The organism is Pedococcus sp. P2_F6, assembly GCF_056403675.1.
The window spans coordinates 35,441-61,620 of sequence record NZ_JBFUEZ010000009.1; the positions used below are offsets into that span (position 1 = coordinate 35,441).

Annotated in this window: 21 protein-coding genes, 1 tRNA gene and 1 pseudogene; 8 read left to right on the plus strand and 15 right to left on the minus strand. The window is 71.2% G+C overall.

Going from position 1 to position 26,180, the window contains the following annotated elements:
- Positions 1 to 2,625: a penicillin acylase family protein gene (locus AC1DWP_RS18895; protein ID WP_477616037.1), complete on the minus strand. Its 2,625-nt coding sequence runs from the start codon at positions 2,623 to 2,625 to the stop codon at positions 1 to 3.
- A gap of 47 nt (positions 2,626 to 2,672) precedes the next feature.
- On the opposite strand from AC1DWP_RS18895, the gene AC1DWP_RS18900 reads away from it, so the two are divergent.
- The gene (locus AC1DWP_RS18900; RefSeq protein WP_477616038.1) at positions 2,673 to 4,247 is read left to right on the plus strand and encodes a potassium/proton antiporter; all 1,575 of its coding nucleotides are present in this window, start codon (positions 2,673 to 2,675) and stop codon (positions 4,245 to 4,247) included.
- 88 nt (positions 4,248 to 4,335) lie between these two features.
- Positions 4,336 to 4,536 (plus strand): annotated as a pseudogene (locus tag AC1DWP_RS18905) (FmdB family zinc ribbon protein); the annotation flags it as partial.
- 14 nt (positions 4,537 to 4,550) lie between these two features.
- Here the strand turns inward: AC1DWP_RS18905 and AC1DWP_RS18910 are convergent.
- Positions 4,551 to 4,895, minus strand: coding sequence for a hypothetical protein (locus AC1DWP_RS18910; protein ID WP_477616057.1), 345 nt, complete (start codon positions 4,893 to 4,895; stop codon positions 4,551 to 4,553).
- Here AC1DWP_RS18910 and AC1DWP_RS18915 point away from each other — a divergent pair.
- The 3 genes from AC1DWP_RS18915 to mscL all read left to right on the plus strand — a co-directional run bounded on the left by AC1DWP_RS18915 (position 4,894) and on the right by mscL (position 6,900).
- Positions 4,894 to 5,730: an S-methyl-5'-thioadenosine phosphorylase gene (locus AC1DWP_RS18915; protein ID WP_477616039.1), complete on the plus strand. Its 837-nt coding sequence runs from the start codon at positions 4,894 to 4,896 to the stop codon at positions 5,728 to 5,730. The genes AC1DWP_RS18910 and AC1DWP_RS18915 overlap by 2 nt on opposite strands.
- 86 nt (positions 5,731 to 5,816) lie before the next feature.
- Complete coding sequence (locus tag AC1DWP_RS18920; RefSeq protein WP_477616040.1) at positions 5,817 to 6,449, plus strand: SAF domain-containing protein; 633 nt, start codon at positions 5,817 to 5,819, stop codon at positions 6,447 to 6,449.
- A gap of 88 nt (positions 6,450 to 6,537) precedes the next feature.
- On the plus strand, positions 6,538 to 6,900 hold the full coding sequence (gene mscL / locus AC1DWP_RS18925; RefSeq protein WP_477616041.1) for a large conductance mechanosensitive channel protein MscL: 363 nt from the start codon (positions 6,538 to 6,540) through the stop codon (positions 6,898 to 6,900).
- 109 nt (positions 6,901 to 7,009) lie between these two features.
- On the opposite strand, the gene AC1DWP_RS18930 is transcribed toward mscL, so the two are convergent.
- The 11 genes from AC1DWP_RS18930 to AC1DWP_RS18980 form a co-directional block, all read right to left on the minus strand.
- Complete coding sequence (locus AC1DWP_RS18930) at positions 7,010 to 11,389, minus strand: AAA domain-containing protein (protein WP_477616042.1); 4,380 nt, start codon at positions 11,387 to 11,389, stop codon at positions 7,010 to 7,012.
- A gap of 87 nt (positions 11,390 to 11,476) precedes the next feature.
- Entirely contained in the window at positions 11,477 to 12,796 is a 1,320-nt protein-coding gene (locus tag AC1DWP_RS18935; protein WP_477616043.1) for an MFS transporter, read from the minus strand.
- Positions 12,797 to 12,886: 90 nt separating this feature from the next.
- On the minus strand, positions 12,887 to 13,942 hold the full coding sequence (locus tag AC1DWP_RS18940; RefSeq protein WP_477616044.1) for a hypothetical protein: 1,056 nt from the start codon (positions 13,940 to 13,942) through the stop codon (positions 12,887 to 12,889).
- Between the two features lie 26 nt (positions 13,943 to 13,968).
- Positions 13,969 to 14,433 (minus strand): hypothetical protein, encoded by a 465-nt coding sequence (locus AC1DWP_RS18945; protein ID WP_477616045.1) that lies wholly within the window; start codon positions 14,431 to 14,433, stop codon positions 13,969 to 13,971.
- Positions 14,430 to 14,963, minus strand: a complete 534-nt coding sequence (locus AC1DWP_RS18950; RefSeq protein WP_477616046.1) for a hypothetical protein — start codon at positions 14,961 to 14,963, stop codon at positions 14,430 to 14,432. The genes AC1DWP_RS18945 and AC1DWP_RS18950 overlap by 4 nt, the downstream gene beginning before the upstream one ends.
- A 123-nt stretch (positions 14,964 to 15,086) precedes the next feature.
- Positions 15,087 to 15,566 carry a hypothetical protein gene (locus AC1DWP_RS18955; protein ID WP_477616047.1) on the minus strand — a complete coding sequence of 160 codons (480 nt, stop codon included), beginning with the start codon at positions 15,564 to 15,566 and terminating at the stop codon, positions 15,087 to 15,089.
- A gap of 406 nt (positions 15,567 to 15,972) precedes the next feature.
- Complete coding sequence (locus AC1DWP_RS18960) at positions 15,973 to 16,731, minus strand: matrixin family metalloprotease (protein ID WP_477616048.1); 759 nt, start codon at positions 16,729 to 16,731, stop codon at positions 15,973 to 15,975.
- A 259-nt stretch (positions 16,732 to 16,990) separates the two neighbouring features.
- The gene (locus AC1DWP_RS18965) at positions 16,991 to 20,128 is read right to left on the minus strand and encodes an ATP-binding protein (RefSeq protein ID WP_477616049.1); all 3,138 of its coding nucleotides are present in this window, start codon (positions 20,126 to 20,128) and stop codon (positions 16,991 to 16,993) included.
- Positions 20,129 to 20,163: 35 nt separating this feature from the next.
- The gene (locus AC1DWP_RS18970; RefSeq protein ID WP_477616050.1) at positions 20,164 to 21,387 is read right to left on the minus strand and encodes an NAD(P)/FAD-dependent oxidoreductase; all 1,224 of its coding nucleotides are present in this window, start codon (positions 21,385 to 21,387) and stop codon (positions 20,164 to 20,166) included.
- Positions 21,384 to 22,706 (minus strand): NAD(P)-binding domain-containing protein, encoded by a 1,323-nt coding sequence (locus tag AC1DWP_RS18975; protein WP_477616051.1) that lies wholly within the window; start codon positions 22,704 to 22,706, stop codon positions 21,384 to 21,386. Before AC1DWP_RS18975 ends, AC1DWP_RS18970 begins: the two co-directional genes overlap by 4 nt.
- Before the next feature lie 69 nt (positions 22,707 to 22,775).
- Complete coding sequence (locus AC1DWP_RS18980) at positions 22,776 to 23,354, minus strand: OsmC family protein (protein WP_477616052.1); 579 nt, start codon at positions 23,352 to 23,354, stop codon at positions 22,776 to 22,778.
- Positions 23,355 to 23,527: 173 nt separating this feature from the next.
- Here AC1DWP_RS18980 and AC1DWP_RS18985 point away from each other — a divergent pair, with 173 nt between their 5' ends.
- A complete protein-coding gene (locus tag AC1DWP_RS18985; protein ID WP_477616053.1) occupies positions 23,528 to 23,776 on the plus strand; it encodes a hypothetical protein in 249 nt (82 codons plus the stop codon).
- 70 nt (positions 23,777 to 23,846) lie between these two features.
- Here the strand turns inward: AC1DWP_RS18985 and AC1DWP_RS18990 are convergent, their stop codons facing one another.
- Together AC1DWP_RS18990 and AC1DWP_RS18995 are read right to left on the minus strand one after the other, a co-directional pair.
- Positions 23,847 to 24,509: a hypothetical protein gene (locus AC1DWP_RS18990; RefSeq protein ID WP_477616054.1), complete on the minus strand. Its 663-nt coding sequence runs from the start codon at positions 24,507 to 24,509 to the stop codon at positions 23,847 to 23,849.
- A 212-nt stretch (positions 24,510 to 24,721) separates the two neighbouring features.
- Complete coding sequence (locus AC1DWP_RS18995; RefSeq protein WP_477616055.1) at positions 24,722 to 25,630, minus strand: SDR family oxidoreductase; 909 nt, start codon at positions 25,628 to 25,630, stop codon at positions 24,722 to 24,724.
- Between the two features lie 226 nt (positions 25,631 to 25,856).
- Between AC1DWP_RS18995 and AC1DWP_RS19000 the strand changes: the two genes are divergently transcribed.
- Both AC1DWP_RS19000 and AC1DWP_RS19005 read left to right on the plus strand, forming a co-directional pair.
- Positions 25,857 to 25,932 (plus strand) — tRNA-Arg (locus AC1DWP_RS19000).
- A 109-nt stretch (positions 25,933 to 26,041) separates the two neighbouring features.
- A partial coding sequence (locus AC1DWP_RS19005; RefSeq protein ID WP_477616056.1) for a helix-turn-helix domain-containing protein occupies positions 26,042 to 26,180 on the plus strand: 139 nt, incomplete at its 3' end.

The window sequence follows — 26,180 nt, forward strand, 5'->3', positions numbered from 1 at the left end:
TCAGCTCGACGAGCCGCTGGGGACCAGGCTCAGCTCGTCGCCACCGGCGTCCCGGACGGCCTTCTCGCTGAACGGCCAGTCGAAGAGCTCGTTCTTGGCCCAGGCGTCGGTCTGGTCGTTGTAGTGGTCGGCGAAGGCGTGACCGCTGTTGCCGGTCTGGTTGACCCAGCGCGACTTGTCCAGGTTCGACAGGTCCACCACCATCCGCATCGACGGCGCCCAGTCGACGCCGTAGCCCTGGCCCTTCGTGCAGTCCTCGGGTGGCTCGGTCGTGGTGCAGGCGGCGTTCCAGCCGTTGGCGTCCACGATGGCCGAACCCCCCGGCATGTTCATGGGTCCACGGTTGAAGAGCTTGGCCACGATGCCGGGCACGTCCTCGCCGCCGAGCACCTGGTGCGTCAGGGTGAGCTGGTGCAGCTGGCCCCACTGCCACTCCCCGGGCTCCTTGCCCAGCTCCATCGTCAGGTCGAGCCGTGCCTTGACCATCGCCTTGCGCAGGATCTCCGACTGGCCCTCGGCGACCCCGGGGGTGCGCTTGTCGTCCCACCAGGCGGAGCGCGGCTTGCTCAGCAGCACCGAGACCGCCTGCATCCACTGGTCGCCACCATCGGCGCGCAGGTCCTTCGGGAGCTCGTCGTCGAACGTCAGGTCCAGCAGGCTCGACCAGACCGCGTTGTAGTAGGCCGCAGCCGCGCCGGACTCGCTCTTGCCCACCGGGTTCGTGTAGTCCCAGCCACGAAGCAGCTCCTGTGCCTGCTTGGTGAAGTCGTCGCGCCCCAGGTCGACCTTGAGCAGCGCCTTGACCAGGGTGGGTGCGAACTGGCTCCGGGTGTCGCCCTGGATCGACGACATGGTGGCGGGGGTGACCTTGGTGTTCTTCTCCAGGAGTGAGCGGATGCGCTGGCTCCGGAAGCCGTAGTCCCACTCGGTCGTGAGGAAGGGGTTTCCGCTCTCGGTCACGGCCTGGTTGGCCGCGACGATGAAACCCTCGGACGGGTTGTAGGTGTGGGGCATCGCGTCGAATGGCACGTAGCCCTGCCAGTCCCACGACGACACCCAGCCCGGCCTGATCCAGTAACCCGGGGCGGCCTCCATGTAGCGGCTGCGGATCGGGATTCGCCCCGGCGCCTGGTAGCCGATGTTGCCGGCGGTGTCGGCGTAGAGGAGGTTCTGCGCGGGAACGGCGAACTGCTCTGCGGCAGTGCGGAACTGGTCGAAGTTCTGGGCGGTGTTGAGCCCGAAGATCGCATCGGCGGTCTGGCTCACCTCGATGCCGGTCCACTGCAGCGCGACCTCGTAGGACCCCGGGCTCGGGCGCCCGTTGACGGGTGGACTCTCACCGGCGCTCGCGACGCTCTCGAGGGCGTCGGAGAGGATCGGGCCGTGGACGGTGCTGCGGACCGTGATGGTCTGCTCACCGCCGCCACCGATCTTGATCGTCTCGGTGCGCATGGTGAGCGGGACCTGCTTGCCGTCGCGCAGGTAGGTGTTGCCCCGCACCTGCTCGAGGAAGAAGTCGCTGACGTCGGGTCCGAGGTTGGTGAAGCCCCACGCGATCGACTGGTTGTGGCCGATGACCACACCGGGCAGACCGGAGAACGAGTAGCCGGCCACGTCGAAGGGACAGCTGCTGCTGACCGACCGGCAGTGCAGACCGACCTGGTACCAGATGCCGGGGATCGAGACGCCGAGGTGGGGATCGTTGGCCAGCAACGGTTTCCCCGTGCTCGTGCGACTCCCGCCGACGACCCACGAGTTGGACCCGATCCCGTCACCGCGACCCATGGTCTCCGGGACCGCCGCGAGCGCACGCTGCACCACGGCATACGCGCGCTGTGCGTCCTTGCCGGTCTCCTTGGCGAGGTCGCCGCCCGGGACGGCCGAGCTCGCCGACGTGGAGGTGCTGCTGGGTGACCAGTCCTGGGGGGAGAGGATCGGCTTGTTGGTGTCGTAGGGATAGGGCGGGAACAGCTCGTTGATCTGGGCCGTGGACATCGAGCCCGCGAGGCGCGCCCGCATCAGCTCCGCGTTGTAGTCACCGCGCAGGTCCCAGGCCATCGCCTTGAGCCACGCGAGGGAGTCGGCCGGTGTCCAGTCCTCGACCCGGTAGTCGTTGACCTTCTGGCCGAGGACGACGTACTCGAGCGACATGTTCGACGGGCTGCCCTGCCGGTGGATGTAGGCGTTCACCCCGTCGGCGTAGGCCTGCAGGTAGCGGCGCGTCTCGGGCTTGAGGGTCGGCAGCTCGGCCTCGGCGACCCGCCGCCAGCCGAGGGTGCGGATCACGAGGTCGGTCTTGAGACCGGCCTGGCCGACGAGCTCGGAGAGCCGTCCGGCGGTGATGTGGCGGCGCAGGTCCATCTCGAAGAACCGGTCCTGCGCGTGGACGAATCCCTGTGCCTTGAACAGGTCATCGGCGCTGTCGGCGTAGATCTGCGGGATGCCGCGGTCGTCCCGCAGGACGCTCACCTTGCCGGTCAGCCCAGGGACCTTGATCTCCCCCTCGGTCGTGGGGAACGGACGACGCACCCAGGTGACCGCGAGTACCGCGACAATTCCGATGACGACGACGAGCAGGGCTGCCACAGCCACGGCAATGCGGCGGGCAAGAAGGGCGCGAGACACCCTGCGAGACTATCCGCACCACACCGAGGGAAAGGACGTGACGGGCCGTGCGCGCTGCGATCCCCCCGAGTGGGCTGCCGTGGTCCATCGCGTCCGACGCGTCGGGCTCGTTCACGCTGCACGACCTCACCCCGGCGCTGCTCATCGGCTCGGTCGTCCTGCTCGTCTCGGTGGCCGCGGTGCGGCTCTCCCTCAAGTCCGGACTGCCCTCCCTGCTGATCTACCTCGGCATCGGCCTGGCCATCGGTGAGGCCGGGCCATTCATCCAGATCCGGTTCGACTCCAACGAGCTCACCCAGGTGCTGGGCTACGCCGCCCTCATCCTCATCCTGAGCGAGGGCGGCCTGAGCACCAGGTGGGAGGGCATCCGCCGCTCGATCGGGCCTGCGGCCGTGCTGTCGACCGTCGGGGTCATCGTGTCGGTGGGCGTGGTCGCGCTGGCTGCGCGGTTCGTCCTGCACCTCGACTGGAACACCGCCCTGCTCATCGGCGCCATCCTGTCCTCGACCGACGCCGCGGCGGTGTTCTCGGTGTTGCGCCGCGTGCCACTCCCCCGGCGGATCACCGGGATGCTCGAGGCCGAGTCCGGCTTCAACGACGCCCCGGTGGTCATCCTCGTGACCGCCCTCGCCGCCCGGTCGGCCGACCCCGCGGACGCCGAGAGCTGGGTCACCCTGGCGCTCAAGGCGGTCGCCGAGCTCGGCGCCGGTGCCGCGATCGGCCTCGCCGTGGGGTGGGCGGGCGGCCAGTTCATGCGGCGAGCCGCCTCTGGTTCCTCGGGCCTGTTCAGCATCGGCGTGGTCGCCCTCACCGTTCTTGCGTATGCCGCGGCGGCGAGTGTGCACGCCAGCGGCTTCATCGCCTGCTACCTCGCGGCCCTGGTGCTGGGCAACCTGCGGCTCCCCCACGGGCCGGCGGTCCTCGGGCTCTCGACCGCCCTGGGCTGGCTCGCCCAGATCGGGCTGTTCGTGCTGCTCGGACTGCTGGCGTCGCCGGGCGAGATGGGTGACCAGATCGTCCCGGCCATCGTCATCGGCCTCGTGCTGCTGCTCGTCGCGCGACCGCTGTCCGTGCTGGTGTCGGTCTCGCCCTTTCGGCTCCGGTGGCCCGACCAGGTCTTCCTGTCGTGGGCCGGCCTGCGCGGTGCCGTTCCCGTCGTCCTCGCGACCGTGCCGCTCACCGTGGGCGCGAAGAACGTCCCCTGGATCTACGAGCTCGTCTTCGTGCTCGTGGTCATCTTCACCCTCGTCCAGGCGCCAACGCTGCCGTGGGTCGCCCAGAGGCTGGGCATCGTCGAGGACTACGCCACCCTCGACCTCGCCGTCGAGGCCACACCCCTCGAGGAGCTCCAGGCCGAGCTCATGCAGGTGACCGTGGGACCGGCGTCCCGGCTGCACGGGGTCGAGGTGTTCGAGCTGCGGCTGCCCGAAGGCGCCAACGTGACGCTCGTGGTGCGCGCGGGCAAGGGCTTCGTGCCGGAGAACAACACGGTGATCCGCCGCGGCGACCAGCTGCTGATCGTCTCGACCGCCGAGGCCAGGAGCCGGGCCGAGAAGCGGGTCCGCTCGGTCAGCCAGCACGGCCGGCTGGCCGGGTGGAAGGACGGCGGCGGGAAGAAGTAGCCGCCCCGGCCGGCCCGTGGCGGGGGCTCCTCACGGGTTCAGCGGGAAGAAGCAGGCCTCGCGCGGCCTTATAGTTGGCAGTCAAGCCATGACAGTGCCAGCGTCGCGGCCCGCGACCGCCAGCCAGAACGCCCCTTTGGAGGAACCCGTGCCGACGTACTCCTACGCCTGCACCGAGTGCGACCACCGCTTCGACGCGGTGCAGTCGTTCACCGACGACTCCCTGACCGTCTGCCCCGAGTGCGACGGCCGGCTCCGCAAGGTCTTCAACGCCGTCGGCGTCGTCTTCAAGGGTGGCGGCTTCTACCGCACCGACTCCCGCAGCAGCTCGTCCGCCTCGGTCCCGGCCCCGTCGGGTGCGTCGGCTTCGTCGAGCAGCTCCTCCAGCGAGTCGTCGAGCAGTTCCTCCAGCGAGTCGAAGAGCACCTCGAGCGGGTCCGGGTCGAAGAGCACGTCGTCCGCCGCGTCCGCGTCGAAGTCCGCTGACGGTTCGGCCGCCTGACCCAACCCTTGGTGCCGCGGCGACCACGCGGCATACGCCGACATCGCCCGTCCCTGTCCACAGGGGCGGGCGTCGTTGCGTCGCCGTCCACAGCCGCCGGTGACGCACGGGCGCGGGCGGCCCGGCGCTGCGTAGTCTGCTGACATGACTTCGACGACTCCCCGCGCCGACCTCGGACTGATCGGAGGCTCCGGCTTCTACGAGTTCTTCGACGCCGCGGAGCGGGTGAGCGTGAGCACGCCGTTCGGCGAGCCGAGCGACGATCTCGTGATGGGGGAGGTCGACGGGCGGCGCGTCGCGTTCATCGCCCGGCACGGCCAGGGACACCGGTTCCCCCCGCACCGGGTGAACTACCGCGCCAACCTGTGGGCGCTGCGCTCGGTCGGGGTGCGCCAGGTGCTCGCGCCGTGCGCGGTGGGTTCGCTGCGCCCCGAGCTGGGACCGGGCACGATCGTCGTACCCGACCAGGTGGTCGACCGCACCTGGGGCCGCGAGCACACCGTGTATGCCGCGGAGGGGCCAGTCGTGCACGTGGGCTTCGCCGATCCCTACTGCCCACGTGGGCGGGCCGTCGCCGTCGAGTCCGCCACTGCCGCAGGCAAGTCCGTGGCCGACTCCGGGACCTTGGTGGTCATCAACGGGCCGCGCTTCTCGTCCAAGGCCGAGTCGACCTGGCATCAGCAGGCTGGCTGGACCGTGGTCGGGATGACGGGCATGCCGGAGGCGTCCATCGCCCGCGAGCTCGCGATGTGCTTCACGACCATCGCCCTGGTGACCGACCACGACGCCGGGGTCGACGGTGGAGAGGCAGTCACGCACGAGGAGGTCCTGGCAGTCTTCGCCCAGAACGTCGACGGGCTCAAGCAGGTGCTGCGTTCGGCTCTGGCCGCCATGCCCGCCGAGGAGTCCGATGCCGACGCGACCTGTGGGTGCCGGCGCGCGCTCGACGGGATCACCCTGCCCATTGCGCTACCGGGCTAGGCCGCGAGATGGCAGGCGCAGGGCGGGTGGCTGGCGCGGTGGGGTGGCTGTACGGTCCGGGCCGGCGACGGCAGTGGCGGCGTCGCGTGGTCCGGCGTCTGCTCGCCATCCTGTGCGCGATGGGGGCCGCCCTCGGCGTGCTCGCGGTGGCCCGTTCCGCCGACTCTCGTCCGTTGGTGCGCATCGTGGTGGCAGCCCGGCCCATGGCTGTCGGCGAGGTGGCCTCCCCCGGTTCGCTGCGCGAGGTCTGGTGGCCCGCCGAGCTGGCTCCGCAGACGAGCATCCACACGCTTGCCGAGGTGGTGGGGCGACCGATGACGGCGCCCCTCTCTCCTGGCGAACCGGTGACCAGGGCTCGCGTCAACCGCAGCTCCCTGCTCGCCGGCCAGCCGGTCGACAGGGTCGCAGTGCATGTCACGGTGCCCGATCACGGTGCCGTGTCGATGGTTTCGGCAGGCGACAGGATCGACCTGTGGAGCTCCGACGGGCCGGTGGCGCGCGCGGTCGTCGTGCTCAGTGTGGACCAATCCGTGACCACCGACTTCGGGTCGGTGATCCAGGGTCAGGGGTCGTCCAGCGGCTACGCGCTCGATGGGGGTGGCGTGGTCGTTTCCGCAGGTCAGGAAGAGGCGCGACGCATCCTCGCCGTTCCGGAGGACGCCCTCGGCCGACCCCAGCTCGAGCTCGTGCTCACCCATGACTGGCCCGAAACCGGCTGAATCCGCGTTCTGGCCCCCGCACAGCGACTGCGGAGGTCGCTAGCGTGTCGGCCGTAGGACCAACTTCTAGGGAAAGGTCGCGACACCCATGAAGGGTTTCAAGGACTTCGTCATGCGGGGCAACCTCGTGGAGCTTGCCGTCGCCTTCATCATCGGCGCGGCCTTCGCAGCCGTCATCACCGCCTTCACCAAGGTCATCATCGAGCTGCTCGCCAAAGCCGGCGGCGCACCGAACTTCGACAAGTGGCACCCGGGCGACCTGGTCTCCGTGGGGCCCTTCCTCACCGCCCTGGTGGCGTTCCTGATCATGGCCTTCGTCGTCTACTTCTTCGTCGTCAAGCCGTACGAGATGGCCAAGGCCCGGTATGCCCGGGTCGAGGAGGACGCTGCTCCGGACGAGAGCATCATCCTGCTGCGTGAGATCCGCGACGCCCTCAAGGGCCGCGCCTGAGCTTCACCCGTTGACCCTGAGCTTCACCCGTTGACACAGCGCGAAGGCGCCGGCCCTGAGGGGACCGGCGCCTTCGTCGTGTGACACCACCGTCCATCGGGAAGGCGGGTCAGTCGGAACCCCAGTGGGGTGGGCGTTGTTCGCGCAACCAGCGGTCGTAGGCCAGCTCCTCGTGCTGCTCGCCCCAGCCGACATCGGTGTCGTCCTTGGTCTGCTCGGGCTTCGGGCGTTCGGCCTTCTGGGGCCTGACCTTCTCGGGTTCGGGCTCGGTCGGCTCGGGCTCGGCGGGCTCGGACTCGGTCGGTTCAGGCTCGGTCGGCTCGGGCTCGGTCGGCTCGGGCTCGGCCGGCTCAGGCTCGGTCAGCTGGCCGCTCGTCGGCCCTGCGCCGCGCTTGGCCCTGCGGCCACGGGCGCGGCGCTGACGGGCACCCTCGTCGGTGGTCGGGCTGAACTCGTCCTGGGTCGTGCCGGCGTCCGACGGGGCCAAGTCGTCGTCCCCCATGGGCAGCATCTGCTGCCCACTGTGGCCGCGAGCCGGGGCCGCTGGAGGCACGGGAGCCGCGCTGTCCGCTGCGGCCGATGGGGCCGCGGGCCTCACAGTCGACGCCACGATCGGCTCCTGTGTCGGGCGGTTCGCGACGGCTTGCTGGACGGCAGCGTTCACCCGGGCGACGTCGCGGGCGGGATCGCGGAACAGGTCGGTCGTCCAGACCCGGACGTGCATCCACCCGAGCCTGCCGAGCTGTTCGCCGCGCAGCCGGTCACGGTCGCGACTGCTGCGCATCGCGGCATACGCGGGCCCGTCCGTCTCGACGGCGACGAGCACGTGGCCGCGGTGGTCCGGGTCCTCGACCGCGAGGTCGATGCGCTGGCCTGCCGAACCGTAGGCCTCGTGCACCACCAGTCCGGAGTCACGCAGTCGGCGGGCGAACTCGGCCCGCAGCGGGTCGACCCCGGCGTCGACGGGGCGGGAAATCGACCCTTCAGCCGCGGGAGTGGTCGATGTGCCACCCTCTCGGGCGACCCCATCGTCGGTGACGGGCGCGGGGAAGGTGCCGTCCGCGGCATACGCGAGGAAGTCACGGAGCATGACCGAACCGCGGGACTTGAGCCGCGCGGGGTCGAGGTCACTGGCGAGCAGCGACGAGACCACGGTCATCCGACGGCGGGAGCGGGTGATGGCGACGTTGAGGCGTCGTTCGCCGCCCTCGAGGTTGAGCGGACCGAAGCGGTGCAGCACTCGCCCGTGGGGGGTCTTGCCGTAGCCGACGGACAGGATGATGGCGTCGCGCTCGTCGCCCTGGACGCGTTCGAGGTTCTTGACGAAGAACCGCTCGGGCCGGTCCTCGTCGAAGAAGTCGCCGACGCCGTCGGCCGCGTCGGAGGCCAGGGCGCGTCGGAGGGCGTCGTCGAGCCGGGTGGCGTGCCGGATGCCGAGCGCGATCACGCCTAGCGACTCGTGGGGGCGGGTTCGGGCGTGCTCGAGCACGAGCTCGACGACCCGTGCGACTTCCGCCTCGGTCGACTCGATGGCCTCCTCACCGGCCTGGACGATGCCCGACCCCTCGACCGACTCGAGGGTCACCACGGCGTCGGTGCCGGTGCCCGGGAAGGTCACCAGCGACCCGTCGTACATCTCGCGGTTGGCGAACGCGACCAGGCGTTCGTCGAGCGAGCGGTAGTGCCACGAGAGCCGGCGGGTCGGCAGTGCAGCGGTCAGCACGTCGAGGACGGACTCGAAACCCTCGGTCAGCGCGTCCGTCTCCGGCGCTCCCTCCTCGTCGACGGCGGCGGTGAAGAAGCTGGTCGGCGGCAGCTGGCGTTCGTCGCCGGCCACCACCACCTGGTGCGCCCGCGAGATCGCCGAGACCGCCTGGGCAGGCGGGATCTGCGAGGCCTCGTCGAAGATCACGACATCGAACCAGCGCCCGGGTGGCAGCACCGACGCGACCACGAGCGGCGACATCGCCCACGCGGGCTTGGCGGCCGTCAGCGTCTCGGCGGCCTTCGGCAGCAGGTCGCGCAACGGGCGGTGCCGGCGGGACTTGCCCGCCTCTGCGCGCACCAGCGCCTCCTGGTCGGGGTGGTCGGCCAGCACCTCGCGGAGCCGCCGCCCGGCCCCGGCGCGCACCCGGTCGGCGCTGGCGCGCAGGTGGGCGTGGTCGGCGGCGACGTACTCGCGAGCGACCCGCTGCAGCTGGGCTCCGTCGTGCGCGCCGTAGCTGGGGTCGCGCACGATGAGGTCCTCGGACAGGGAGGTCCACCAGACGAACTCGAGCTCGGCAGCGACGTCGTCGGGCTCCACACCGCGGCGGGCCACGTCGTCGAGAAAGGCTCCCATGCCCGCTTCGCGCAGGGCGTCGAGTGTGCCGAGCACCTGGGGCACGACCGTCAGGCGGTCGGGGCGGCTGTCGAGCTCAGCCAGCCGCTCCCGCAGCTCGACCAGCGGCGCGCCGAAGAGGTCACCACCCCGGTGGGTCGCCGTGAGCCTGCCCTCCAACCAGGTGAGGTCCGAGGCGACCGATGCGTATGCCGTGCGCGCCCGGTCGAGGTCGACCGGGATCTCGGGCCGGCCGCCGGCTCCGGCCATCTGCGCCCAGGCGTTTCGCTGGACCTGGGCGTCGAGCAGGGCAGCGTGCAGGTCGGCCGGGGGCGGGCCGGGGCGCAGCAGCGAGCGAGCCTGACGGCGCAGCCGCCACCGCGAGTACCAGCCCAGGGCAACGCCATTCGTGTCGCGGTAGGCCTTGCCACCGGTGGCCGCAACGAGGTCGCCGAGAGGGATGTCGAAGATCTCGGGCCGGAACACCTCGAGGGTGTCGCGCACCCGCCCCACCGAGTCGAGCACATGACCCCAGTCGCCCACGCGGTCGGCCTGCGGCAGGCTGACCTCCGAGAAGACGTCGTGCATCGTCTGCTCGAGGTCCTGCAGACCGCCCTGACTGAGCCTGCTGGTGATGTCGCGGGCGCGCACCGCCTCCTCCGACGTCGCGATCCGCGCCCCGAACCAAGGGTCGGCCCCCTCCTGCGTGGACCAGGCACCCAGCGAGGCAGCCTCGGTCAGCTGGCGGCCGAGCTCCTGCACCCTCTGTCGGTCGAGGCCGGCGAGCTGTTCGCCTCTGACCCGCACGCGTGAGGTGGGCGGGTGGGCGAGGCTGCCCAGCCTCGAGATGGCCTCCTGCGCCTGGTGGGCCGAGACCCCCCACGGCTGACGCACCTCGTGCAGGGCGGCAGCGTGCGCGACGAGGGTCGCTCGCCGGTCGACGAGGGCGTGCTCGATCTCGCTCGTGTCGGGGTCCTGCACCTGGGTGCCGCGGTCGAGGGCGGCCCCGAACTCCTGGGCCAGGCGCCGCTTGTTGCTCGCGCCGTCGTAGGCGTCGAGGACGAGGTCACCCAGGCCCACCCCGTCGAGGCGCGAGAGCACCGCGTCGATCGCCGCGCGCTTCTCGGCGACGAACAGCACCCGCTTGCCCTCGCCGGCGAGGCTGGCGATGAGGTTGGCTATGGTCTGCGACTTGCCGGTGCCGGGCGGGCCCTTGATGACGAGGTGGGCTCCGGAGCGGACCGCGTCGATCGCTGCCTGCTGGGTGGAGTCGGCGTCGAGGATGAGCAGCTCGTGGGACGGGTCCGAGTCCGCAGGCGAGTCCGGCACCGACGTCCTGACCGCGCGAAGCGCTCCTGGATCGCCCGCCAGTGCCGCCACGACGTCGTGGTCGGCCAGCGAATCTCCTTGTGCCGCAAGGTCAGCCACCATCGGGAGCTTGGCGTAGGAGAACGTCCCGACCACGAGGCGCGGCGAGACGGAGAAGTCCGGCACCGAGGCGCACAGCTCCGTCAACGCGGCATAGACGGGGTGGGGGTCGAAGGCGCCACTCGCGTTGGCCATCTCCTCGAGGGCTCCGGTGTCGAGCTCCAGCCCCTGCTCGGAGCGCAGGTAGTGCTCGAGGACCGGGTTGAACTCGACGTCGTTGCCCAGGTCGAGGTCGAAGTCCTCGCGGGCGGCGCCGGTCGGCTTGAGGACGCAGGACCGCAGCAGCACCGGCGCGGCGGGGGCGCGCGAGGCGCCACGCACGGTCCAGCTCGCCATCCCGATGGCGATGAACCCGGCCGCGATGCCACGCTCCTCCGACAGCTCGAGGGTCTTGGCACGGATGATGCGGGCACGACGACGGGCCTCGTCGAGCGCGGCAGCCTCCCGGACCAGGTCGGAGAGCCGGGTCGGGCGGCCCGCGAGCAGCATGGCCAGCCCGCCGGGGTGCGCGGTGGTCAGGTCGAGGGTGCCGCTGGGCAGGTCGCGGTACCACAGCAACGTGTTGCGACCGCCGAGGTCGACGAGGTGCCGCTGCCAGACCTTGACCGCCTCCGCCACGCGGGTGCCGCGCGGGTCGGCGTCAACCGTGGGTGCACCCTCCTGCTCGGTATGCCGGGTGGTCGGGAGCTCGTCGCCGCTGGGCTGCGGCGCTGCTCGGGTCTCGTCGGTCGGCGGGGTCACCCAAGCAGGCTAACCAACCTGCTCGTGCCCACGGTCGGGCAACACGGGGTGGGACGGGAAAGCCTCACGCCGCGCCTCAGCCAGGGGTCACTCGGGCAGGACGGTCTCGGGCAGAACCGGGTCAGGTGACATCGACGTGGCGTGCCCCGAGTCCGTGCCGTTCACGCGGATGAGCAGCGACACCAGGGCGACGACGGCGGCGAGGCCGGCCGCGCAGGCGCCCAGCACGGCATACCCGAGGTGGCCGACGACGACGCCCGCGAGCGCACCGCCGCCACCGGCCGCCAGCCCCATGACCAGGTCGGCTGCGCCTTGGGCTCCGGCGCGCTCGGCGAGTGGCACCGACTTCACGACCAGCGTGGAGCCCGCGACGAGGGTGAACGACCAGCCGAGGCCCAGCAGGAACAGCCCGGTAGCCAGCCCTGCCGACCACCCCGTGGGGGCCTGGGCGGACAGCAGCCCCGCGACCACGAGGATGACAGCACCCGCGAGACCACACGACCGGCCACCGAACCGGTCCACGGCCAGGCCGGTGAGCGGCGAGAACGCGAACATGCCCAACACGTGCAGGCTGATCACGAGGCCGATGATGCGCAGGCTGGCGCCGCCGTGGTGCATGTGCAGGGGCGTCATCACCATGACGCTGACCATGACGGTGTGCCCGAGGGCCATGGTCACGAGGCCGAGCAGGGCGCCGGGGTGGGCCAGCAGGGTGCGCCAACCGCGGACGATGGAACCGTGCTGGCGCTCGAGCGGCTCGGTGGCGATGGCAGCGGCGCGCTCTCTGGCGAGCAGCAAGGGGTCAGGACGCAGCCGGGTGAACAGCAGGACGGCGCCGAGCACCAGGCCACCGAGGGAGAAGACATAGGGACCGGTCAGGGCCGGGATCCCGAGGAACCTCGCGACCGGCTCGCCCGGGCCGGCCAGGTTGGGCCCGAACACGGCGCCGATCGTCGTGGCCCAGACGACGGTGGACAGGTCGCGCCCGCGGTGGGCTTCGTCGGCGAGGTCTGCCGCGGCATAGCGCGCCTGGCTGTTGGCGGCGTTGGACCCGCCGAACAGGGCGGCCCCGGCCAGGAGCAGTGGGAAGTTGCGGATCGCGCCCGCCATGATCATCGTCAGCGCGCCGATGATGCCGAGGGCGTAGCCGACGAGCAGGCCCGAGCGGCGCCCGCGCGCGGCCATGACGTGGGCCATGGGGATCGCGATGAGCGCGCCACCCAGGACCTGGAACGTGCCCCCGAGCCCCGCGAGGTCGGCCGATCCGCCGACGTCCTCGGCGAGCAGGGCACCGACGCCCGCCCCGGCGGACACCCCCACGCCGACCAGGACCTGGGTGCCGATCAGGGTGCTGATGGTGCGCCGTTGGACCGACCTGTCGGGGGCGTTCGCGTCGGGCGTGGGCACCGCGCCAGTATGCCGCCCGCTCCCGACACCACGCCTCCCCCGCCACGCCCACCTGAGGAGTCCGCCCGGCCCCCTGACCGGGCGGACTCCTCAGGTGGCGTTCGTGACGGTCAGGGTCGCGATGCCGGTGGCCGTGAAGGCGATGCTGACGGGCGCCTCGTTGTTGGCGATGGAGATGGTCAACTGGGTCGCGGTCGCGCCGGTGCCCGCGGCGATCGTGGCCGTGCTCGTCGCACCGGACCTCGTGGCGGTGACGACGAGGGCGGTCGGCGTGGTCGCCGGGTTGCCCCAGGTGTCGAGCAGGTTGGCTGTGGCCACCCAGTCACGCTTGCCGTTCACGGCCGGGTTGCTCGCGGTGCAGGTCCGGGCCGCCGGCGGCTCGCTGAGGGCCTGACAGGTGACGGTGACGGCGATCAGCTTGCTGGTCACGGCGCTGAGGACGAAGTTCTTGGCGACCCCGGCAACGACAGTGGTGGTCGCGGAGCCGGTGACGGTGCCCGTGCTCGGTGTCAGGGTGGCGCTCCCGGCGGCCTGGAGGGTGACCGAGACGGTGGCGGCGCCGCCGGAGAAGGTCGCACTCGCAGGCAGGACGGCGGCCTTGCCCGAGGGGCTGGCGGCGACCGCGGCCCAGGTGAGTGCCTTGCTCCCCGTGTAGGTGGAGTCGACGGTGCCGTCGCACTTCTTCGCAATGAGCGTGACGTTGAGGGCGGTGCCTGCGGTCGCAGCAGCTGCGGAGACCGTGTAGGTGTCGGGGCCCGTGCAGCCAGTGGTGCCGGACGTCGACGACGACGATGCGGTCCACGAGCCGATCGATGCCACGACTGAGTAGCTGTACGTGGTGGCCGAAGCCAGACCGGTGTCGGTGCACGACCAGGGAGAGGCGACCGGGGCACAGATCGTGGCCGCCCCGCGATGCACCGCATAGGCGGTCGAGGGGAGCTGGCCGCTGGGCAGGGTGCCGCTGACCACGAGGGAGGTCGCGGCCGGGGAGCCCACGCTGGGCGCGGCCGGGGTCACGAGGGAGGCGGCTGTCGCGGTGGTGCTGCCGGTGCCGATGACCGACCACACGGCATACGCCGGGATGGCGCCGAGGGCGAGGCAGACGGCGGCGGCGAGCAGCACGCGCACCGGGCGACGAGGGGTCACGCGGCGGGTGGGTCGCTGGGCCGGGTTCACGGCAGCCGTCCGTCGGCCTGCATCGGGATGGTGAAGGTGGCGCCCTGGCAGTCCGACGACGACGCGGTCGTCATGCTCACGGCGTTGGCGAGGCTGAGCGAGGCGGTGCCACCGGCCGGCACGACCAGGGACGTGGAGCCGGGCAGCGAGACCGAGACGCCCGGCGTGGTGCACCCGGCGCTGGCGGTGACCGACCCGGCGAGCGCGAGGGAGGTGACGCTGACGGCGGCGGGGTTCGGGTTGCTGACGGTGACGAGGACGTCCGCGGCGCCCCCAGGGTGCAGCAGGCCGGCTACCGTCGCCGAGACACCCAGAGCCTTGGGTATGCCGCTCGCAGCGGTGGCGGTGCCGGTCCCGAGAGCCGACCACGCGGCATACGCAATGCCGCCGGCCATGAGGAGGGCCGTGGTGCCGCTGCACGCAGCGGCGAGACGACGCAGCCAGCGATGGTGCGTGGTCACGAGTTGCCGGTGCCCTGACCCTGGGTGGCCAGACCACCGAAGGCGAGCGGGAACGAGACGTTCTTGCAGCCGTCCTGCGACGTGGCGGTGTTGAGCATCATGATCGTGAGGGGGATCATGATGCTCGACTTGCGCGGCACGAGATAGGTGCGCGCGCCGGGCTTGGTCGCCTGGTAGCTGCTGACGACGAGGTTGGTGGAACCGGAGCAGGAGCCGTTCGCGTCCTGGGGCGTGGCCGTGAGCTCGAGGACCTTGTAGTCCACGGCGTCCGGGTTGGTGACCTTCACCTGCAGCGTCTGCATCTGGCCGGGGCGCAGCTGGCTGACGTTGCCGACGGCCGCGAACGGAGCGTGCCCGGGCGGGCTCTGGGCCAGACCCGCACCGCTGCTCGCCACGACGCGCAGCGCGCCCGGCTGGCGGGCGGGCTCGGCCTTGGTGCGCCAGGGCCCGCAGGCGGCGAGGAGGCCGAGGAGCACCACCACGCCGATCGCGACCGCGAGGATGCGGCGCTGACGCGGGGTGGTGGTCATGAGGTTTTCTCCCGAGGCGGTGATGAGCGGGGTGGTCCTGCTGGTAGTCGAGGGGGCCCGGCCGCCCGGTGGCATCGGGGGGGTTGATGCCACCGGACGGTGTTCAGGGGCGCGACATCACGATCAGTTGCTGGAGAAGACCAGGTCGACGGTGACGTTCTTGCAGTTGTCCTGGTTGGTGGACAGGTTGTTCATCGCGATGGTGGCCGGACCCCAGGCGTCGACGCCGGAGCCGGATGCGATCTCGTGGGCCGTCGCGGCCGCCGGCACGATGGTGAAGTCACTCGCGGTGCAGGCGGGCTTGAGGGCGTTGGCCTGCTTGGACCAGCCCGGGGCCACGGCAACGGTGACCTGGTTGATGTAGACGGAGCCGGCGTTCGTGTTGTCGAAGTCGCCGGAGACGTCGTGCGCGGGGCCACCCGGGTAGAGGCCGGTCACGGCTGCGCTGGTGGCGTTGATCTTGACGGCGACCACGCTGCCGGTGGAGGCAGAACCGGTGCCCGCGCCACTGGTGCTCCAGTAGGCGAAGGCGACCCCGCCGACGATGAACGTGAGGGCGGCGCCCGTCGCGACGGCGGCGGCGCGCTTGCGGTTGAACTGCATCGGGGTTCCTCTGTTCGTGGACGGTGGCCGGCCTGGTGCGTGGCCCCTGTGAGGATGATTCGATCGCGTCGAACAGGCTCATGACGGGACATCGAGCAATATGAACCCCCGAAAGGGTCATTGGTTCTACTGGAAATCCCCCGGTTGGGTCTGCATTTGGTAAAGAACCCTCTGTAGTTGCCATTCGTGGTGTATAAGCGCAACACGCACGCAAGGGCCTTGGTTGGCGTGCGCGAACAAACCCCGGGCACACGAGGGCTCGTCCCGGCGCCCCGCCGCGGCAAGCACGCGGCATACACAAACGACTGCCCGCTCGCTGGTGGGCGAACGGGCAGTCTGTGTGCCAGGCGGTCGTGACGCCGGGCAGTCTGTGGTGGGCACCGTGGGTGCCGCGCTGGTGTCGTGGCTAGCTGAGGTCCCTCAACGGCATGTATGCCGTGTTGATGCAGCCCGAGGCCCTGCCCACCTTGGCGAGGCCAGTGCGGTCGCCGGCGTAGAAGAGCGTGGGCGAGCCCGTCCGGATCGAGGGGTACATCTGCTGGTGGGTGTCGGTGACGTGCTGGAGCCCGACGGCGTGGCCGAGCTCGTGGGCGAGCAGGTTGCTGCGCCGGAGTCCGGTGCCGGTGCCGCCCTTGGTCTGCTGGAGCATCTGGGGGGTGTCGATGACGACGAACCCGCGCTGCGCCGCCACCGTGTAGGTGGTCCGGCCGCTGACCGTGCGGGAGACGTAGCCGTAGTACAGGCCGCCCTGGCCGAGCGTGGAGCCGGCGAGCGAGTAGTTCGTCCTGGACGGTGTGGTGAAGGCGATGACGAGCTCGGCGGACTGCGAGGCCATCGACCCGACGCGGGGGACCTCCGTCGTGGTCCCCTTGTAGCTGAAGACGAAGGAGGTGTTCGCGGCAATCTTCGCCACCGCCACCTTGGTGTCGGCCAGGACCGTGGAGCGCAACGAGCTCGGCACTGCCGCCAGGTTCACCTTGTAGGTGATCGCCTTCTGGCAGCCGTTCCAGCGGACGACCCGCTTCGACCCGTCCGGCAGCGACGCGTACGTCAGCTTGTAGGTCGCGATCGCGCCATCCGCGGTCTGCGGCGCCGCGGCGACCACAGCGGTTGCCAGGGCCGCCGGGGCGAGGACGGCCCCGAGGACGGCGATGGGCTTGCGCATGAAACCTCCGTACGAGCGCCACGGACGCGACGCTGCGGGCATGAACCTAGGAGCGCACGTCCTGTGGAGGAGGTGGAAACGGTGCGACCTCATCCATTTGGCTGAGGCTGACCTAGCCAGATGGCGGTGACGTTCGACCTCGAGGTGTCGCCGACGTCACGGGATCGGTGTCACCTGCGTCAACGGTCGGGCGTCAGCGGACGGGCGTCGTGGTCAGCGGACGGGTGTCGGTGTCAGCGGACGGGTGTCGGTGTCAGTGTCAGCGGATGGGCGTCGGCGTCAGCGGGAGGCTGGCACCGGAGGAGCACCGGGCTGCGTCCAGCACCTGACCAGCGCTTCGGAAGAGCTCAGCCGCTTCGGCGAGCAGCCTGAGGGCCTCGCCGGTGTCGCCACGGGCCGCGGCCAGGTGGGCCTTGGCCTCGCTCACGGCGGCCGGCCAGGCGGCGCCCTCCCACTTCGCGGCGGACAGCTCGGCTGCCGCGAGGTGACGCTCGGCGGCGGGGAGGTCGCCCGCGTCCGCGCAGGCGATGGTGGCCGGGATCTCGAAGGTCACGGTGCAGAAGGGACAGAAGTCGGAGTCGCCCATGCTGTCCTCGGCCCGCTCGACCGCGATGCGTGCGGCGACGGGGTCGGGGGCGGCGAGCACCATCGCGCCGTGGATGCGCTGCAACAGGTGCGAACCGATCACCGACCACCGCGCCAGCGGCAGGGCCTGGCTGAGCAACCTGGTGGCCTCAGGCCGGTTGCCCTGGGCCAGTCGCACCTCGGCCAGTCGCTGGAGCGCGTGCGCCTCTCCCGCGGGTGCATCGGCGTCGCGGTGGAGGTCGACAGCCTCCTGCAGCTCGCGTTCAGCGAGGTCGAGGTCGCCCATCAACAGCGCCGCCTCCCCGATCAGGGCGGTGGAGAAGGCCACCCCGCGCAGGGCGCCGAACTGCTGCGACCGGCGCTGGAGACCCCGGGCCAGCTCGATGACCTCGGCGTAGGGAATCCCTCCGTAGAGGAGGTACTCGGCGACGCAGAGGTGCGCGTCGAAGAGGGCGGTGGTCAGACCGGCGTCGGACAGGGTGCGCCGCAGCTCGATGCGGAAGCGCTCGAACCACTCGCCGCGCTGGTGGGCGATGAGTCCCTGCAACGCCACGAGGTCGACGTAGCGCCACGGGTCCTTGGGGGTGAGCAGGGACTCTCGTGCCTCGACGGCCAGGTCCCACGCTCCGTCGATGTCGCCGCTGAAGTAGGCCATGTTGCCCCGGGCCAGCAGGATGGGTCCGTCCGCGTCGTCGCCCAGCAGCTCCAGCCCGGCCAGCGCGGAGCGGGCGGTGTCGAAGTCGCTGGCGAAGCACGCCGCGCGGGCCAGCCGCGCGCGCACCAGCCGGTGCTCGACCCCGGTGGTCAGCGGCACCGCGGCGCGATAGCTGGCGACCGAGGCCGGGTCCCCGAGGGCCGTGAGCAGGTCGCCGCGCCGAGCCATCAGGTGCCCGAGCATCTCGCCGGTCGCGTACTCGCGGACGGCGTCGACGAGGTTGAGCCCGTCTCGGTAGGCGCCCAGCGCCCCCGCGGTTTCGACGGCGGGGAGGACGTAGGAGATCGCCTGTCGCGGCTGGCCGGCCGCGAGGTACTGGTGCGCGATCCGGGCGGGCGGGGCGCCCAGCCGGGCCAGCTCCCGGGCCACCTCGACCCGGGCTGCGCTCTGGACCGCTGGCGCCATGGCGTCCAGCACCGCCTCCCGCACCAGGGCGTGGCGGAACTGGTAGCCGGTCTCCGACCACTCGATCACGAGGCTGGACTGGGCGGTCTCGAGGTGCTGGTAGGCCTGCGCCTCGTCGGCGCCGGCCACCGCCAGGAACTCGTCGGTGGTGAAGGACAACCCGAGCAGCGCGGCCCGCTGCAGGGCCCGGAGGGCGTCAGGCGGCAGGCTCGCGATGGCCGCCGGTTCGCGACCGGTGGCCGCGGCCGCGCCGAGCTCGAGGGCGGTGAAGGGAAGGCCGCCGCTGACGGCCCAGATCTGTTGCTGGGTGGCCTCCTCGAGGTCGGGGAAGCGTTCCTGGAGCAGGCGCAGGGTGGCCGCCTCGGGGAGGGGCGCGACCTCGATCCGCGAGCCGATGCCCCGCGCGACCAGGCTGGCGTGGACCTCCTCGAGGGCCGCGTTGTGGGCGGTGCGGTGCGCCAGCACCAGCAAGACCTGGTCGGTCACGGCGCACCGGGCGAGGTAGTGCAGGAGCCGCAGCGACGCCTCGTCGGCCTCGTGGATGTCGTCGACGACGAGGAGCAGCCCGCGCCCCGCGGCTCCGAGTCGCAGCAGCTCGGCCGCCGCCACGAAGAGTCGCTGGTGAGCGCTCTCGCCGGACCACGTCACCTGACTTTCCGAGAGCGCCCGGTCGAGCTCCTCGCGGTACCGGTCGTCGAGCCCGTCCAACAGGGCGGGGTGCCTGCGGCACAGGTCTCCTAACGCCTCGAGCACCGAGGCGTAAGGCCACGGCCCCTCGACTGCCGAGGCCGTGCCGCGGGCGACCCGCCAGCCCGCCCTCCGGGCCAGCGCCTCGGAGAGGTCGAGCACGCTGGACTTGCCCACGCCGGGTGGTCCGGTGACCAGGACCGCACCGCCGTGGCCGCCATGGGCAGTCGCCAGCCGTTCGCGCAGGAGGTCACCCACCGCGCGCCGTCCGACCAGTCGACGCTGCTCGCTGCCCGCAGCCGTAGCGCCGGGTGGCGTCGCCGGCGCGGCCAGCTCGGCGCGCAGCGACTCGGCCTCCGCGCCCGGGGCGGTGCCGAGCTCTCGACGGAGAGTCAGCTCCAGTCGCTCGAGCTGACGCATGGCGGCCCTGACGTCGCCCCGGTCGGCATGGGACCGCGCCAGCGCGAGGTGGGCCTGCTCGTCGGCGGGGTCGACCTCGAGCAGCTCCTCCCACCTGCCGGTCAGGCGCAGCAGCTCGCGGCGGAGCTGCTCGAGTGACTCGCGGTGCTCCTCTGCCCACGGCTCGTACACGTCGTCGGGGAGCAGCACCCCGGTGTGCAGGTCGAGGGCGGCTGCGGCAGCCTTCGTGCTACGTCCGGCGAGCGCGGCCTCGGCAGCGCCCCGGAAGTCGACGGCGTCGATGCTGACCTCGTCGTCCGGCAGGAGCTCGACGAAGTCATGGCTCAGGACGATGCCCCTCCCCGCGGCCTCCAGCGCCCGCCGCGCGTAGTGCGCGGCTTGGTGGAGACGGGGCCCGGCAAGGTCCGCCGACAGGTCGGGCCACAGGGCGTCCATCACCTGTTCGCGGTGCAGCCGCCGTCCCTTGGCCAGGGCAAGCAGCTTGACGAGCGCGCTGGCATTGCGGCGGCTCCACTGCTGGTCCGTGACCGCGGAGCCGCCGACGGATACCGAGAACCCCCCGAGGAGGCTGATGCGCGCGTCCATGGCCGGTGCCGATCTCAACGAGATGGCCTTCAACGCTAGCGACCGGTGCCGGGCATGTCAGCCAACACAAGTGCGCCCAAACCGGTGGCAACCGGGCGAGCCGGACGCGGGGGCAGGCTCTGGAGCAGGCTGACCTCGTCGCTCATGGCCGAGCTGACCTCGCGCAGCAGCTGTTGGATCTCGCTGGCACCCCAGTCGTAACCGGCGATGCGGTCGCTCACCTCGAAGAGCTGCAGGGACAACGCGTCGCGCCTCGCCTGGTAGCCCGCGAGGGCGATCGCCTCGGGCTGGTCCCCCGCCCACGTCGAGAGCAGGGCGTCGGCGAGCAGCTCCGCGTCACGCAGGGCGTCGGTCATCCCGTGGGTGGTGATGGGGTCCCGGAAGTAGCCGGCGTCACCGACCAGGGCCCAGCCCGCGCCGTGCGACCGGCGGATGTGGCCGTGCTGACCGCTCCAGCCGTGCAGCCGCCCGTCCAGCGTCGCGGCCCGCAGGCGGCGCCGCAGTCGTGGCGCCGCCGTGCCGAAGAGCTCGGTGAAGGCTGCCTCCGGACCGTTTCGGCGCACCTGCCGCAGCCGCTCCGGGGACGTCCCGACAAAAACGTTGGTCTGCCCGTCGTTGGTCGGGATGAGCCCCGCCGCGGTCCCCGAGCCATAGGCCCATTCGTAACCCTCAGTGGGCATTGAGTCGAAGTAGCCGTAGAGCACCGCTCCGCGCGCCCGCGAGCGTCGCTCGACGGCTGCGTCCACAGCGGTGGCCACCGTCGACCTGATCCCGTCGGCACCGATCGTCAGCTTTCCGTATGCCGTGAACGTGCCGTTCGCGGCGTCCACGCCGCCCACCCCCGTGACCCTCCCACCCGTGTCGGTGAGCACCTCCGTCACGGTCACCCCGTGCCACACCTCGGCTCCTGCCTGCGCGGCGGCGTCGACGAGGATCCGGTCGAGGACCTGGCGACGTGGCGCGTAGAGGGCGGTCACGCCCTGGCTGGCGCGGATCGAGATCCGCATCGGGGCGGCGTCCGGGTAGTGGAAGAGCGTGCGGGTGACCGGGGGGGTGCCCGCCGCGACGACGTCGTCGAGCAGGCCCCACCGGGACAGCTGCAACACCCCGGCGCGCATGAGGCCGTGGGTCGACAGGGTGTCGGAGCCATAGGGGCTTCGTTCGAGGAGCAGCACCTTCGCCCCGGCCCTGGCGAGCAGGAGGGCAGTCGAGGCGCCCGCCACGCGGGCGCCCACGACCACGGCGTCGTAGGTCTTCACGACGCCCACCCCTCGAGCCGCTCGTCGAGGGCTTCGGGGCCCTCGGCGGATCCGGACGAGGCGCCGGACGCGGCGCCGGCACCCGCGCTCGCTCCGACGAGGTCGGAGACCACCATGGCGGCGTCGTGCCTCGCGCCGTCGACCATCCCGGAGTCCCGCCGGTGCTGGAACCGCTGCCCGACGACGTAGACGCCGGGCGCCTCGGTGCGGCCGCGGTGCTGACGGATCGAGCCGTCGGGTGCCGTGATCGGCAGCTTCAGCCAGGGGTGGCTCTGCGAGTAGCCGGTGGCGAGCAGGACGGTGCCGATGCCCTCGGCCGCGAGGTCTAGGGTTGTCGGATTCCCTTGCAGCGCAATGCTTCGTGGACGCTCGGCCGGCCAGACCTCGCTGACCAGGCCGCTCTCCTCGATGTGCCGGTCGACGACGTCGAGGAACCGGTGCATCCGGTTGTCCGCGCGACCCACCGAGTCGAGGAGGTCGTCGGCGAACCGCACCTTCTGCCCCTCCGCCTCCACGAGGTGACCCGCCAGGCGGACTCCTCGAGCCTGCAGGATGCCCAGGTCGAGGTCGCGGGGACCACTCTGGTGGCCCCTGCGCCCGACGAGCTGCATGGACGGCTCGCGTCGAGCGGCGTCGGGGTCGCGGACCTCCTCGATCGTGCGAGCGGTGCGACCGGTGCGTTCCAGCCACCAGTAGATGTCCATCCCGCGGTAGCGGCGCGGCATGCGGTTGTGCCGCCCCACGGCCACGACGACCTCGCGGCCGGCAGCAGCCAGCTCATCGGCGATCTGGACGCCGGAGGCCGACGCCCCCACGACCAGCACTCCGCCGGCGGGGAGCTGCCGGGGGTTGCGGTAGCCGGCCGCGGTGGTGAGGTGCACGCCGGCGTCCAGATCCTCCACCGCCGCCGGGATGCGCGGCTGCCCGCCGGGCCCGGTCGCCACGACCACGTGACGAGCCAGCCACGTCGCCGAGTCGGTGACGACGCGGTAGCCCTCCCCCGCGGCGCTCACCTCCGCCACCCGCACACCGGACAGGACGGGCGCACCGAAGCTCGCGGCATACCTCTCGAGGTAGCGCACGAAGTGGGAGGCGCTCATGAAACCGTCGGAGTCGGTGCCGACGTGGACCCACCCGGGGAGGCGGGCCATCCAGTTCGGGGTGAGCAGGTGCAGCGAGTCCCAGCGGGCGGTGCGCCAGCTCTCGGCGACGCGGCCACGGTCGAGGACGACGTGGTCGCGGCCTTCGAGGGCGAGCAGCCTGCTGACGGCGAGGCCTGCGTGACCGGCGCCGATGACGACGGTGTCGATGGCGGACATGGTGGTGCTCCTTCTGGTCGCGCCCCGGGCCGGGATCGCCGGCCCGGGGGCGTGCCCGGGGTGGTTCGTTCAGCCGGTCACGACGGTGACGGTGACGGGCGTGGGGTTGGTGATGACGTCGTAGACGGCGGAGCGGCGGCGCGACTGCTCGACGATCCCCCGCAGCGTCTCGTCGTCCGCGTCGCCCTCGATGTGGAAGGTGACGCGGATGTCCTGGTAGCCGTTGCGGACCGAGCCGTCGGACAGGCCCAGGATCCCGAGCAGGTCGATGTCGCCCTCCACGGTCGAGGTGACCTTGGTGAGGGTCACTCCCCTGGCGGCGGCGATGTTGGCGATCCCGGCCGTGAGGCAGCCGGCCAGCGCGTGGAGGAGGTACTCCACAGGCGTCGGGGCGTTGTCGGCGCCGGTGAGGACGACCGGGTGGTCGGCGTCCACGACGGTTTCGGTCTTGTGCACCAGCTCCTGGCCGGCGCCGTAGAACCCGTGGATCCGCGACTGGCTGTGCGCGCCGGACAGCCAGGTGTTCTCGGCGCGGAACTGGAACGTCGCGATGTCGTTCTGTCCCTTGATCGCGTCAAGGGTGGCGAAAAGCGTTGCCACGTCGACGCCGTTGAGGGGTGCCCGCGTTGCGTATGCCGTGTTGCTCATGGTGTTTCTCCTCCGGTGAGCCCTTCGTCGGGCTCGGTTGTTGATGTGAGGAGAGACGGTAGGAACGGCACCTTCCGCGGACCTTCCGGTGACGTCCTTGCGTGGCCGCTCGGGCGGAAGGTCGCGGGAAGGCCCCGGGGTCACTCTTCTTGGCACCCAACCAAGGAGAGGAAATGTCTGAGCTGACAACGCTTCTGCTCGAAGAACACCGCCGGGCGGCCAAGGAGGCCCTTCACCCGGCTCGGCAGATGGCCTACGAGCTGGCGCTCGCCAAACGGCTCGAGGGCCGTTCGCACTGGTGGTCGCGGTGGTCGACCCGCGTGTGGACCGGGTGGCCGACCCGGAGGACGACCCGGCGGACGACCCGCAGGACGACCGGCCGGACGGCAGGGCGGATGACCCCGAAAAGGGCCGAGTGCTGAGCGGCCCCGCGAACGCGATCGGCTCCCGGGCACTTGGTGCCCGGGAGCCGATCCACTGGTCGGTTGAAGGTCAGCCGACGGCGGTCACCACGAAGCTCACGAAGTGGTTGTCACTGCCGTCAGCGCTGCGCACGTCGAGCCGGACGCTGCCGTCACCGGTGATCGGCCCGCAGAGGTTCTGGTCGATGATCATCTGACCGCCCGGCACCAGGGCCTGGACCATCGGGATCGGGCACCCGTTGCCGACGCCGGAGCCGGTGGGGAACGTCCCCGCCGGGATGTGGATCTGCCACGAGCCGGTGCCCACGTGCGTCACCGTGAAGGCAGCCGTGCCCGACCAGATCGCGAGGCTGGCTCCCTGGAACTCACCGGCGAACGTCTTCGGGGCGTCGTTGCCAGCGGGTCCCTGAGGACCGGTGGGTCCGGCCGGTCCAGTCGCGCCGGTGGCGCCGGTCGCACCCGTTGCGCCGGTGGCGCCCGTCGGGCCTTGGGGACCCGCGGGGCCCTGCGGGCCGACGGGTCCGGTCTGGTTCCAGGCGAGGGTCTTCTCGGGGTGGCGGCAGTTGGTGCCGGCCGCGACGACCCGGAGGTTGCCGTTGGTCTTGTTGTAGCAGGCGTGGATGACTCCGTCAGAGCCCGGGATGAGGCCAGCGGCATAGGCCGTGCCTCCCGAAAGTCCGAGGCCGACGACGGCGGCAACAGCGATGATGGCGGTCCGTTTGGTAAGACGCATAGTGGTCCCTCTCCGTGCAAGGCATGAAAAATGGCAGGAGTGAGAGAGGGCCCCACGACTGCCCCGCTCAGAAGTGGATCGAGTCGGCGTCCCCGTCCGATCCGTCGATGACCCCCAGCATGATCCGACGTCCTACGGCTGCGTGGCTTATTTGTCGTTTCTTGACGTTCGGCTGTGACTGGTGAGTTTTGAGGCACCAACCGCGCCGTTTGTCACCGATAGCGCGATGGCGGGAGGGCGGCAGCTTGCTGGTTGATCCAGTCGCTGGCTGAGCGGGGCGTGATGCCACGCTCGCGCAACGGGGCGTCATCCCAGCTGATCTCGGACTGGTCCATCATGACGCCGAGACCGATGACGCTCGCCATGGCGTCGCCACGACGGCCAAGGAGCTTCATCACCAGCCGCGCCACGGGCAGTGGCGCGCGCCGGACTGTGATCGACCTGCCGGTTGCCCGCTCGGCGACAGCCACGCATTCGTTGCGGCTGATGGCTTCCGGGCCCCCGAACTCGATGAGCTCAGGCGGGTCAGGCTCCGTGGCGACCGCCGCCACCAGGGCCGCGACGTCCTCGGTGCCGACCCATCGGTGCTTCGTGTCCCCTTTGCCGAAGGTGGCGACCTTGCCGGCGGTCAGGTCGAAGCGCCCCAGCGGCGCGAGGTGGAGCTCCTGGAAGGCGTCAGGCCGGACGACCACTCGTCGCATCGGCGATGTCGCGAGCCGGCGCTCGGTTGCGGCCTTTGCCCGTGCCATGGGCATGTCCGGCGACCCACTAAGACCGGCATAGGAGACATAGACGAACCGCCGGACGTTGCTGGCTTCCGCGGCGTCGATGAGGGCGGCCATGCCCTGCTCCTCCACCTCACGGATCGTGGGCCCCTTGGCTCCCGCGAGCCGTCGACCGATGACGGTCGCGCTGGCGAGCACGACGTCCACCCCCTCGCAGGCCGCGTGCAGCGAGGCTGGCTCTGTCAGGTCGCCCTGAACGACATCGACCCCGGCAGCGCGAAGGGCAGACCCGTCCGAGCCCGCCCTCACCAGGCAGCAAACCTGCTGGCCGGCGTCGAGGAGGCCACGCACGATCCGGCCGCCAAGGTCACCTGTGCCACCCACCACGAGGATCATCGAAACGGCCTCCCTGGATAGCCCGTGATGGCATCACACGGTTCGGATCAGGATCATCCCGGCCAACGACCAAGGTCAACCCGCCAGTGGCTACCCGACCGCAGCCGGGCCACGCATAGGTAACCGGCGGACAAGCATCCCTTCGCTTGGGCTAACCTTCCTCTCGCATGGCCTCGACTGCTGTAGTTCCAAGCGAGTCCTACAGCCTCGGTTTCGGCCATGCCCCGCCCTCGTAGCTCAGGGGATAGAGCACCGCTCTCCTAAAGCGGGTGTCGGCAGTTCGAATCTGCCCGAGGGCACCACGGCCTGTACGACTTCGCCTGATGCTTGACGTTTGGGCTTCGGTTGATGCCTGACAGTGTTTCGGTTGATGGTTGACACCTACTTCGGCTGATCCTTGACACTCCCTTGATGAGGGAGATGAGCGTGGCTGAGCAGCGGTACAAGGCGGTTCTGGCGGTCATCAGTGACGGCCGCACGGTGAAGGAGGTCGCGGCCGCCTGGTCGGTCTCGCGGCAAACCCTGCACGAGTGGTTGGCCAGGTACGAGC